The organism is Paenibacillus lactis (assembly GCF_017873605.1).
Lineage (GTDB): Bacteria > Bacillota > Bacilli > Paenibacillales > Paenibacillaceae > Paenibacillus_AQ > Paenibacillus_AQ lactis.
In genome coordinates this window covers 44,250-56,202 of sequence record NZ_JAGGKI010000023.1, presented here as the reverse complement: position 1 = coordinate 56,202, position 11,953 = coordinate 44,250, and the positions used below count along the sequence as shown (strand labels likewise).

7 protein-coding genes and 1 pseudogene are annotated in these 11,953 nt (G+C 51.1%); 1 reads left to right on the top strand and 7 read right to left on the bottom strand.

Going from position 1 to position 11,953, the window contains the following annotated elements:
* Positions 1-230 precede the first annotated feature (230 nt).
* Complete coding sequence (locus J2Z18_RS26810; RefSeq protein ID WP_210095583.1) at positions 231-2,372, top strand: alpha-amylase family glycosyl hydrolase; 2,142 nt, start codon at positions 231-233, stop codon at positions 2,370-2,372.
* Positions 2,373-3,097: 725 nt separating this feature from the next.
* Here J2Z18_RS26810 and J2Z18_RS26805 read toward each other — a convergent pair.
* From J2Z18_RS26805 to J2Z18_RS26775, 7 genes and pseudogenes are all read right to left on the bottom strand, one after another.
* Positions 3,098-5,134: a methyl-accepting chemotaxis protein gene (locus J2Z18_RS26805; RefSeq protein ID WP_007132714.1), complete on the bottom strand. Its 2,037-nt coding sequence runs from the start codon at positions 5,132-5,134 to the stop codon at positions 3,098-3,100.
* A gap of 285 nt (positions 5,135-5,419) precedes the next feature.
* The gene (locus tag J2Z18_RS26800) at positions 5,420-6,262 is read right to left on the bottom strand and encodes a sugar ABC transporter permease (protein WP_007132715.1); all 843 of its coding nucleotides are present in this window, start codon (positions 6,260-6,262) and stop codon (positions 5,420-5,422) included.
* Positions 6,262-7,575, bottom strand: coding sequence for a sugar ABC transporter permease (locus J2Z18_RS26795; protein ID WP_007132716.1), 1,314 nt, complete (start codon positions 7,573-7,575; stop codon positions 6,262-6,264). Before J2Z18_RS26795 ends, J2Z18_RS26800 begins: the two co-directional genes overlap by 1 nt.
* Positions 7,576-7,675: 100 nt before the next feature.
* Positions 7,676-8,986: a sugar ABC transporter substrate-binding protein gene (locus J2Z18_RS26790; protein WP_007132717.1), complete on the bottom strand. Its 1,311-nt coding sequence runs from the start codon at positions 8,984-8,986 to the stop codon at positions 7,676-7,678.
* 571 nt (positions 8,987-9,557) lie between these two features.
* Positions 9,558-10,292, bottom strand: a complete 735-nt coding sequence (locus tag J2Z18_RS26785) for an ABC transporter permease (protein WP_210095582.1) — start codon at positions 10,290-10,292, stop codon at positions 9,558-9,560.
* Between the two features lie 14 nt (positions 10,293-10,306).
* Positions 10,307-11,014: an ABC transporter permease gene (locus J2Z18_RS26780; RefSeq protein ID WP_007132719.1), complete on the bottom strand. Its 708-nt coding sequence runs from the start codon at positions 11,012-11,014 to the stop codon at positions 10,307-10,309.
* Positions 11,011-11,930, bottom strand: a pseudogene (locus J2Z18_RS26775) (ABC transporter ATP-binding protein). The gene J2Z18_RS26780 and the pseudogene J2Z18_RS26775 overlap by 4 nt, the downstream one beginning before the upstream one ends.
* Between the last annotated feature and the right edge of the window lie 23 nt (positions 11,931-11,953).

The following is an 11,953-nucleotide window of genomic DNA, read 5'->3' as shown; positions in this document are numbered from 1 at the left end:
AAGGTTTGTTATATATTGACAGTTGAATTCGCTTTCATTAAAATATGGGTGAATATAACGCTCGCACAAAATAAGGGCCATGCATTCCTTAACCGTACACCCGGTATGGAACAACCCCGGTATCTCAATTCGAGAAGCCGGGGTTTTTTGTCGCCGGATTTCATAAGGAGGTGATGCAAATAACTGCGGACAAGCCGTACCACTTCTAACGATTACATAGGAGGTAGAGTATGAAGAAATTGATGAAAATGACAGCCGCGCTGTCCCTCGCGTTATCCCTGACGCTGGGAATGTTTACCCCTGCCCATGCAGCGCCGGATACCTCGGTATCCAATAAGCAGAACTTTAGCACCGACGTCATCTATCAAATTTTTACCGACCGGTTCTCGGACGGCAATCCAGCGAACAATCCGACCGGCGAGGCGTTTGACGGGACCTGCACGAATCTCCGATTGTACTGCGGAGGCGACTGGCAGGGGATCATCAACAAAATCAATGACGGCTACCTGACCGGAATGGGCGTTACGGCCATCTGGATTTCCCAGCCGGTTGAGAATATTTACAGCGTCATCAATTATTCCGGCGTCAACAATACGGCCTATCATGGCTACTGGGCGCGGGACTTCAAGAAGACGAATCCGGCATACGGCACGATTGCTGATTTCAAAAACCTGATTGCCGCTGCACATGCCAAGAACATTAAAGTGATTATCGACTTCGCCCCGAACCATACGTCTCCGGCCTCTTCCGATCAGCCATCCTTCGCGGAGAACGGGAAGCTGTACAATAACGGAACGCTGCTTGGGGGATACACGAACGATACCCAAAATCTGTTCCACCATAACGGCGGCACCGATTTTTCCACGACCGAGAACGGGATTTACAAAAATCTTTACGATCTCGCCGACCTGAACCATAACAACAGCACGGTAGACGTCTATTTGAAGGATGCCATCAAAATGTGGCTGGATCTCGGCATCGACGGCATCCGCATGGATGCGGTCAAGCATATGCCGTTCGGCTGGCAGAAGAGCTTTATGGCCACCGTCAACAACTACAAGCCGGTCTTCACCTTCGGCGAGTGGTTCCTCGGCGTCAACGAAGTCAGCCCGGAAAATCACAAGTTCGCCAACGAATCCGGCATGAGCCTGCTGGATTTCCGGTTTGCTCAAAAGGTTCGCCAGGTGTTCCGGGATAACACCGACAATATGTACGGCTTGAAATCGATGCTGGAGGGCTCCGCAGCCGATTATGCCCAGGTGGATGATCAAGTGACGTTCATCGATAACCATGACATGGAGCGGTTCCACAGCAGCAATGCAAACCGCCGGAAGCTGGAGCAGGCGCTGGCATTTACCCTGACCTCCCGCGGCGTCCCTGCCATCTATTACGGCACCGAGCAGTATATGTCAGGCGGGAACGACCCGGACAACCGGGCACGGATCCCTTCCTTCTCTACGACAACCACCGCCTATCAGGTGATCCAAAAGCTTGCTCCGCTGCGCAAATCCAATCCGGCGATCGCCTACGGATCGACGCAGGAGCGCTGGATTAACAATGACGTGCTGATTTATGAGCGCAAATTCGGCAATAATGTTGCGGTCATTGCCATCAACCGCAATCTGAGCACGCCGGCTTCCATCTCCGGCCTGGTCACTTCCCTGCCGCAGGGCAGCTACACCGATGTGCTGGGCGGCCTTCTGAACGGCAACACCTTAACCGTGGGCTCCGGCGGAGCCGCTTCGAACTTCACGCTCGCCGCCGGCGGCACAGCCGTATGGCAATATACAACGGCCACGACGACCCCAACCATCGGGCATGTCGGTCCGATGATGGCCAAGCCGGGCGCATTGATCACCATCGACGGACGCGGCTTCGGTGCCAGCAAAGGCACCGTCTACTTCGGAACGACGCCGGTAACGGGAGCAAACATTACGTCCTGGGAAGATACGCAGATTCAAGTAAAAATCCCTGCGGTTGCAGGCGGCATCTACAATATTAAAATCGCGAACGCCGCCGGAGTGTCGAGTAATGTCTACGACAATTTCGAAGTGCTGTCCGGCGATCAGGTTAGCGTCCGCTTTGTCGTTAACAATGCGACAACCTCCCTGGGGCAAAATGTGTTCCTGACAGGCAATGTCAGCGAGCTGGGCAACTGGGATCCGGCCAAAGCGATCGGCCCGATGTACAATCAGGTCGTTTACCAGTACCCGAACTGGTACTATGATGTCAGCGTACCGGCAGGAAAGACCATTGAATTCAAGTTCCTGAAAAAATCAGGCTCCACCGTCACTTGGGAAGGCGGAAGCAACCATACCTTTACCGCACCAACCAGCGGCACGGCAACCATTAATGTGAATTGGCAGCCGTAAGGGATTGAATTTATACAAAATAAAGCAACAGCAAGCGGCTCTGGAGATTTTCCGGAGCCGCTTTGCTTTTAGCTTGTTTCTACTTTGAGCAGCCTTGAGCCGGTGAAGTCCAGCTTCGACAGAAGCAAACGGAACCCTGCTGCAGACATAAGCGCTTCCCTGTACCTGGCCAAGCGCACGATGTAGTGGAGAGGACGACAAATCGATTCCGGAAAAGCGGAGCGGTCGCCTTTGTCTCCGATATTCCACCGTTAGCAAATTATATTCAGGAATATCGGGGACAACAGCGATTGGAGGAACCATATGTACTCGGAACGTACACCAAAACAAGCTCCGCTGGACTTCTTAGGGAACTGCACACGAAAACAAGCTCCGCAGGATGATATCGCGGAGCTTGTCTATTATCCCTCCCCAGCTTGAGCCGGTGAAGTCCAGCTTCAACAGAAGCAGACGGAACCTTGCTGCAGACATAAGTGCTTCCCTGTACCTGGCCAAGCGCACGATGTAGTGGAGAGGACAAATCGGTTCCGGAAAAGCGGAGCGGTCGCCTTTGTCTCCGATATTCCACCCTTGCGAGTTATATTTCAAGAATATCGGGGACAACAGCGATTGGAGGAACGATATGGACTCGGAACGCCTTTTCGTGCGCAAGATCCCCCAAAGGAAGCACTTTACACACCCAGAGTCGTCTGCTCGCAGAGCGAAACTTCAACCGTGCGCAAGACTCACGTTTTGAATTGCACCAACGACTGACGCAGCCGCTCAGACAGCTCCTCCAGCCTTCCGGACAGGGCGACCAGCTTCTCGCTCACCTTAAACTGCTCCGATGACATCGAGGCGACCTCTTCGGTAGCCGCGCTCGTCTCTTGCACGATAGCACTCGCCTCTGTAATGGAACCGGTCAGCGTATGCTGAGAATCCATCAGCTGCTCCACGGCCGAGGCGGAGCCAGCAATCTCCGCAAGCAGCACATCCATCTCCCGGCGCACATTAGCGAATACCTCTTGCGCTTGCTGCACGGAGTGCAGCTGCTCGTCAAACAGAGGCGATGCGGACCTTAGCGCATCCACTGAGCGCTGGACCTCTGCCTGGATTTCCAGGATCATCTTGCCGACCGTCTGAATGGATTCCTTCGACCGGTCCGCCAAGCTTCGAACTTCATTGGCAACGACCATGAATCCGCTGCCCGCGGCGCCGGCCCGGGCCGCCTCGATCGTTGCATTGATGGACAGGATATTGGTCTGATGCGTGATGTCCGACATCAGCTCCAATATTTTATGAATGGATGCGGTATTGGTCTGGAGTTTCTCCGCATTGTGCACGATGCTCCGATTTACCTGGTGGATTCTCTCCGACTGTCCCACGAGGCTATCCATATGGAGAGCACCGTCTCCCGTTACATCAAGGACGCGGTCAGCCGCCGACTTGATGATCCGATTCGATTCCGACACCCTATTCATCTGCATGCCAATATGCTCGGCCAGCTGATTTTCACGCTCCGCCTCCGCGGCGAGGTGTCCGCTGCCCTGAGCAATTTGCTCCATCGCTGCGGCAATTTCGCCGGCGGTGATCGAGGTTCCTCTGGACGCCTCGGCCAGCTCCCCGGCTGTCGCCAGCACTTCACGCGCGGAGACATGGGTCTGTTCGACGAGAGCCGAGATTTGCCCCATCATGCGGTTGAAGCCGTCGCCCAGGCGGCCGATCTCATCGGCCCGCTGAAAGTCGGTGCGGACCATCAGGTTCCCCTTCTCTCCTTCCTCCATTAGACTGCACAGCTGATTTAGAGGACGTCCGACCGTACGCATCATATAATAGCCAATCAGCACCGCAATGACGATCGCTGCTGCGATGACCCCAAGCGTGATGCTGAGCAGCTTGTCCGTAGCCTTTACGAAATCGCTGACCGGCGCGAATCCCACCATATACCAAGGAGCCGTTTTTAACGGCGTGTACACGACCATCTGCGCATCGCCGGTATAATAGGTCCCGCTTGCTTCCGCCCCTTGGGGAACCGTTATGGTTGAATGCTGCATGAGCTGTGAGAGATCCGCGTCATACACGATTCGGTTATCCGCCGCGACCATTCGCATCCGCCCATGTTCCCCGATCCTCAGGTTGGACAGCACCTCGCCGATCGCCTGCTCCTTAATATCTATCAGCAGCACGTACTGGGCATGAGGCTGCTGGAGATTTTTGAGAAGCCGCCCCATCGTCATTGAGGCCAGCTTCTCATTTCCCATGAACCCTTTCGCCTCTGCCGGGAACCAGACGGGTTCACCGTCTGCTTGAAGGATGCGGTCAATCTTGGTTTTTACCGTATCGGCCGACGATAAGCCGGAAATCCCCGTGGAATTATAAGAGCTCTGCACGGTCATAGCCGGCGAAATCAATCGCATGCCGACAAGCCGGCTGTCCGACGAAGCGAAGCCGTTCAGCTTCTCCCGAATCCGATTCTCCGCCTCGGTTTTGGCCCGGATGCCGACGTCCGGCGTGCTGACCGTAACCAGATCTTGGCGAAGCACCGTATCCAGCGCCCATTGCCGGGATACCCCTTCATATTGGGCCAACAGGAAATCAAGCTTGTCCGCCGCCTGCACCATTTGTCCCGACGTCGCCTCGGACACCTGATCCATGACCGTATCCTTTGCTATGGAATACGACAGCAGACCAAGCCCTGCGGACAGCGCAACGACGGTTGTAAAAAAAATGACGAACAGCTTCATGCCAACCGCTTTAAATTGAAAGCGCATTTTAACATTCATCGTTATGTACCCCCTGCACCCAAATTCATGCAAATGAGAATTTTGCAAAAATCCAAAGAGCAACTCCCATTCTGTAATATATGGAGCGTCGATTTTGCTCGCCCATCGAATACAACCGGAAGCGACGGAATCGATTTTTGCAGCATCCCAGAAATGAAAAAGAGACACAGCAAGCGTTAACCGGCTGTGTCTCTTCGCTGTGATCCCTCTAAAGTTTGCTTTTCTCTATCTAAAGCACGAATGGATGTAACGCTTATCATCTGGCTCTTTAGCTTTGGATCCAGCTTAACCTTTGCTCGCGCCTGCCGTCATGCCGTCAACCAGCAATCGCTGCAGGAAGATAAACAGGATCGTAATCGGCAATGCAATCAGAACCGAAGCCGCCGCGAACAGCGTAAAGTTACTGTCCTGGGTGGAGTTGACCAAATCCCATAGACCGACAGCCAGCGTCCAGTTCTCTTTCGTCCGCAGTACGAGACGGGCAAAGATGAAATCTACCCATGGTCCAACGAATAGCGTCAAGCTCATGTACGTAATCATCGGCTTCGACAGCGGCAGAATGATTTTGCGAAAAATCTGGAAGTTGGTCGCACCGTCGATTTTGGCCGCCTCATCCAAGCTGCGCGGAATCGTATCGAGGAAGCCTTTCATGATAAGCGTTCCTCCCAGCGGCGCCCCGGCCGCATACACGATAATCATCGCCGCATGCGTATTCAGCAGGTTCAAGGAGTTGAGCAGGATGTAGATTGCAATCATACTCATGAAGCCCGGGAACATGCCTAGCACGAGAATCGTGGACAGCGCGTTCTTACGGCCTTTGAACCGGAAACGGGAAACCGCATAACTCGTAAGCAGTACGAGGATCGTACCGATCACCATCGAGAAGAGTGCGATTTTGAGCGTATTCATATACCAGGTTTCGAACAGGAAGCTCTGGGACGTGAACAGCTCTTTGTAATGATCCAGCGTAAATCTTTCAGGAATCAGGGACTTGCTATAGAGCGACTTTCCGGGACGGAAAGAGGACAGAACAATCCAGAGCGCCGGGTAAATACAGCAGATCGCGATAATAACCAGCAAAATGTAGCTAGCCGTTAACCGGATCGCGTTTCTCATTTTAATTCCCATTATTGGATCATATCCTCCTCTTTAAATGATCTGGTTCGGCGATAGTTGTAAATCGAGAAGGTCGCGATAATCAGGAAGATAATGATCCCGATCGCCGACGCCATATTATATCGCTGCTGATCCAGTGTCAGCTTGTAGAGCCAGGTTACCAAGAGGTCCGTTGCTCCCGCATATTGATAGTCGCCCACCACCGGGTTCCCGTTGGTGAGGAGGAAAATCAGGTTGAAGTTGTTGATATTACCGGCGAACTGCGTAATGAGCACCGGTGCCGTCGAGAACAGAATCATCGGCAGCGTGATAATTTTGAATTTCTGGAAGCCGGATGCCCCGTCAACGTCAGCCGCCTCGTACAGGTCCTTCGGAATCGTTGTCAGCACGCTCATAACCAGCAGCATGGATACCGGAATGCCGACCCACATGTTAACGATGATGACGGTTACCTTCGCCCAGAACGGATCGGTCAGCCATGGAAGGCCGTCCATACCGAAATATCTTAAATACTGGTTAATCGGTCCGAATTGGCCGTTGAACATGTTGCGCATCACGAGCAAGGAGATCAGCTGCGGAATCGCATACGGAATGATCAGGATGACGCGCCACAGGCCTTTGAAGCGAATGCCTTTTTGCTGAATAAGCAGCGCTACCAGCACCCCGCCGAAATACGTGGTCACCGTGGCAAGCACCGCCCAAATGATCGTCCAGGTCAGTACTCCGAAGAAGGTGTGGCTCCACGTTTTTAAGGCAACGAGATTCGTAAAGGTTTTAAAGCCTACCCAGTCTACCAGATTGGCAGGCGGCAGATTGTTCGGTGCGGAATAGTTCGTGAATGCCAGCAAAATCATGAATATGATCGGCATGATCGTAAAGAACATGATACCGATAGCCGGCAAGGTCAGAAACGACTGCGCAAATTTGATTTCAAAAATATAGTTAAGGGTTTGTTTAAAGTTATTGGGTGCGATCCCCATGTCCCTTTGTTTTCCAGCGTTATATGCGTTCTTGATATTGGCATAGTATCCAACAAGGAATACGGCCAGCATCATGACTGTAATTAGACCTTCAATCAACAGATTGATGGAGTGGTCGCCTGCTACCATTTGGGTTAATCCGTTAACCTTCGCTAAATGGCTTCCCTGGTCCCCCAGCGTTGCCATGCCCCAGATTGCGTCTCCGAGGTTATTGATAAAGTAATACAAGCTGAATACGCCTACGATAAGCAAAAGAATGCCTTTAATCCATTGACGATTGTAAAGCTGACCCAGACCCATGCATATAGCTGACAGTACAGCCGCTATCGTACGATGTTGACGCATGCTCCCTCCAATCTCCTCTACCGTATAATCGAGGAATCACCCGCCGACCATCGGCGGGTGAACTTCTTCATCTTTTTCGTGTTATGAAGCTGTATGTCCCTTACTCGCCGCCTCCGCCGCTGTTCAGGTCCTTAACTTGGTTTACGGCTTTATCAAGCGTTTCTTTAATGTCTTTATCGTTATCCCAAATTTCAGACAGGGCAGCGCCTACAGGAGACCATACGTTAGCCATTTCCGGTACGGAAGGCATTGGCTGGGAAGACTTGAACTGCTCCGTGAATGCCGATACGTACTCGTCATTCTTGATTTGGTCATCTTCTTGCGCTTCGATGTTCGTTGGAACCGAGCCTACCAGGGCGCTCAGTTTCAGCTGAGCTTCTTTCGTCGTTGCAAAATCAGCGAACAATCTTGCAGCTTGCGGATATTTCGTGAACGAGCTTACATACCAAGCTTTGATACCGGAGAACGATACGGCAGGCTGTCCGCCGATGGCCGGGATTGGAGCTACGCCGAGCTTGTCGCCGAGCGCTTCTTTATATCCGCCAAGCTCCCATGGTCCGTTGATATCCATTGCCAGATCGCCGGAAGTGAACAATCCGCGCTTGATATCAGGCGTGATGTCGCCGGATTTAACCGGAAGGATTTCTTTCAGGCTAGCATAGACTTCCATACTCTTTATGGCACCCTCGTTGTTCAGACCGATGTCATTGACGTCCGTGCCACCGCTTCCAAAGATGTAACCGCCGTTGGATGCGAGGAATGGATAAGCAAAGTACAAGTTACCGGTTTCAAACATGAAGCCGTATTTATTCTTGTTCTTGTCTGTGAAGGTTTTGCTGAACTCGATGACTTCTTCCATCGTTGTAGGAACTTCCTTCACCAGATCCTTGTTATAGTACATCAGGTAAGTTTCAGCCGCACGCGGGTATCCGTACAGCACGCCGTCGTAGCTGACACCTTGGATCGCTGCTTCCGTGTTGCTGCTCTTTGTTTTTTCCTCGAATACGTCGTTTGGCAGAACCAGGTTCGTCGTAACGGCTTTACCCAGGTTGTCGTGCGGGAACAATACGATGTCCGCAGCCAGTCCGGATGGTCCGTCCTGCGCAAGCTTGGTTACTTGGTCGGTTGGGGACAATTCTTCGATCGTAACTTCTACGCCGTACTTCTCGGTAAATTCCTTGGCAATCTCATCCGTATAGGCTCTTTCGTCACGGCTCTCCCATACGATCAGCTTCGCGCCTTCTTCGGGCTTCAGTTCTACGGTTTCTGTATTTTCAGCCGGCGTCTCTGTCGCAGGCGGGTTCTCTGCAGGCGCTTCCGCAGCCGGAGTACCCGAGTTTCCTCCGCATGCCGTAATGGAGAATGCCAGCGTGAAGGTTGCAGCCAGCGTCAGAATTTTCTTCATCTTCATTCCATGATTACCCCTCTCAATAATGATCAGAAATGTTGGAAATCTGCGCAAACGATTTCAGAAAATTTTCAGCCTCTCTTTTTCTATGTAACGTTTGGCGAGAAACCAAGGAAAAATTCCGGTGAGAAAGCGCTTCATCCACTGTAGACATCATACAACATTTCGGATTGATTGCAAAAACGTTTGCACAGATCGTTTATCCCCGATTTTCGGCCAAAATCCTATATTATCTCGCTTATTCACCCTATATCGTAGGTTATCGTAAAAATATGTGCGCAAGATCCTGTGCAATTCAGTCATTTTGCTCTCCAAATCGGACAAGTTCGCCCGGAAAATGCTTCATTGTTGTACAAACGTTTGCACATAAAGTTCTGCCTTCTCTTTCACTGATAGAATCAACCCTAAACACCATAGATGCTGGCCTTTCACTCACTGCCTGCATGCTGTCGATAGGACAGCGAATTGCCGATGCAATTGCGAGGTCCTGAAACAACTAACCCGGGTGCGGGTGCACTCGGGTTTCGGAAGCTTTTTATACTAATCAAAAACTAAAAGCAGGAATGGGACAAGGCTACAACCAATCTCTTTTTTCAACAACCCGCTTCCCAGATAACAGATACACGATACCTGTTAATAACACAATAGTCCATAAGCTATAAAGCTCAACTCTTGGCGCGTAAATCGCATCTTGCGGCATCATGACATAGTAGGGGATGGTGAACGGAAGCCAGGCCCCTATTGCAGAATGAAAACCGGTCAGCACGATATTCGGTACGACATAACCTAATGACATGGCCAGCGCAGCTCCAAAATTGCGAACCCTGATTGCGACCATAAGCTGTAATGCAGCGAGCGGGAACACGCTGATCCATCCTCCGATGCCCGAATACAGCAAGGTATCCCACGGAGGCTCTCCCGGGGCTTTAACAAAATAACCCGCTGAAAAATAACCGAGCATAAATACAATTTGCACCATACCAAGAATTCCGAGCAACAACATAAATTTCGCCATAAAAATCTTGCCCCGAGGGACCGGCAAACTCATCGTTATCTTCCAGCCTCCATCCCTATGCTCGTAAACGCACAATAAGGAGGCCACAATCCCGCTATACAAAGGATAGAAAAACATAGAGTGCAAATTGACGCTGTGTATATAGAGCGTGGACCAGCTTGGCGAAAAAAAATCTTTCAGGCTTTGAAGCTGCATCGCCCCCATCGCGGAGTTGATCAGCGTATCCAAGACGATGAGCAACCCTATGACCCTCCATTGGAGCTTCATTCCTTCGGTTCGTATCAGCATTCTCATGATCCGGCAGCCCCCTATCCATATTCTCTTCTGGCAAACAGAAGAGCACCCAACACCGATACCATCATTCCTATTCCAATTGAGATTGCAATCCACTGCATATGACCCGGGATAAGCGGGCTGGATAATGCCGGATACGACCAGGGAAGGATTTTAATCATGAAGGAATCACTTCGTGCTAAAAACAAACTGGAAATGGAACCGAATATTCCTAGAGCCAGTGGTAACGCCTGATTGGAAAACAAGGTGGACAGCCAGAGCTGAATAGCCATCATCGGCAGTGTCGACAACCATGCGAATAGCGGCTGCAATATCATCATTCCCCACGGTATGGGCTCATTGGAGTAGAGTATCCAGACCACGCACATCCCAATGATCGTGATGATTACGGCACATAATTGCAAAATGAAGATCCATGCCAGTTTTGCAAGATATACAGAACCTTTCGGAACAGGCATCGCGAGAAGCTGCTTCCATGCCTTGGTTTCGTGCTCGGTACCAGCCATAATACTGGCTAAAAGCGTTATGCCTAGTAGAAAAACAAACGATAAAAACATGTACATGACTGCAAAGCCGGCGTAGATGCCCCCGGGGCCTTGTCGGAAATAAAGATACCACTCCAGGGCCGTCATACTAATCAGAATCATGCCTTGGATACCAGGTATCCATCGGCACAATCGCTTCAGCTTTAATCCCTCAGCACGCATCAGCTCCAGCATCATAAGCTGTTCTCCTGACCGGTTAATTCCAGAAAGATTTCCTCAAGGGTCTTCTTCTTCTCCATTACCCGATAGACATCAAATTGCCGGTTAACAAGGAAGCGAATCATCTCCGCCGATTGCGACCGGTTGGTCATAGAGGTTCGGATCTGGCCTGCTGCGATTTCCGGCTCCGCATCCCATCCATGGTCATGTAGAACCGCTGCAGCTTCCAGTGGACGATCCGTCTCAATCCATACATAAGGCTTACTTCGAGCCGTTAATTCCTGAAGCGGTCCTTGAAAAATCAATTCCCCCTGGTTAATAATTCCCACCCAGGTTGCGACCTGCTCAATTTCGCTTAATAAATGGCTAGAGAGCAACACTGTTATGTCAAATTCGCGAGGAAGTCTTGTAATGAGCTCCCGAACTTCCTGAATGCCTGATGGATCGAGCCCGTTCGTCGGTTCATCTAGAATCAATACTTTGGGGTTAGCAATCAGCGCCATCGCAATCCCGAGCCGCTGTTTCATGCCAAGTGAATAACTTCGGACCGGTTGATGAGCTGCCTGACTAAGCCTCACCCATTCAAGCACCTCTTGAATCCTGGATTCCTGTATGCCGTGGATTAGGGCCATAATCTTTAAATTTTTGTATCCAGATAGATGGCATAGTAGGACGGAGATTCTACGAGAGAACCGACATCTTTTAAAATGTCCATGCGGTTTTCCTTCAGATCCTTATCAAGGATACGAATTGTCCCGGATGTCGAGCGGATCAGCCCCAAGAGCATCCGAATCGTGGTTGTCTTACCGGCCCCATTGGGACCCAAAAATCCATAGATCTCCCGCTTGGGGACCTTCAAATTGATCTGCTTGACCGGTTCCCTCTCCCCGAATCGCCGAGTCAACTGATGTGTATCGATTGCATATTCGTTCATATTAATTCCTCCTGCTTGGCATC

Coding starts and splice junctions, on each gene's coding strand:
- J2Z18_RS26810 (WP_210095583.1), top strand. CDS start 231: ATGAAGAAATTGATGAAAATGACAGCCGCGCTGTCCCTCGCGTTATCC.
- J2Z18_RS26805 (WP_007132714.1), bottom strand. CDS start 5,134: ATGAATGTTAAAATGCGCTTTCAATTTAAAGCGGTTGGCATGAAGCTG.
- J2Z18_RS26800 (WP_007132715.1), bottom strand. CDS start 6,262: ATGGGAATTAAAATGAGAAACGCGATCCGGTTAACGGCTAGCTACATT.
- J2Z18_RS26795 (WP_007132716.1), bottom strand. CDS start 7,575: ATGCGTCAACATCGTACGATAGCGGCTGTACTGTCAGCTATATGCATG.
- J2Z18_RS26790 (WP_007132717.1), bottom strand. CDS start 8,986: ATGAAGATGAAGAAAATTCTGACGCTGGCTGCAACCTTCACGCTGGCA.
- J2Z18_RS26785 (WP_210095582.1), bottom strand. CDS start 10,292: ATGAGAATGCTGATACGAACCGAAGGAATGAAGCTCCAATGGAGGGTC.
- J2Z18_RS26780 (WP_007132719.1), bottom strand. CDS start 11,014: ATGATGCTGGAGCTGATGCGTGCTGAGGGATTAAAGCTGAAGCGATTG.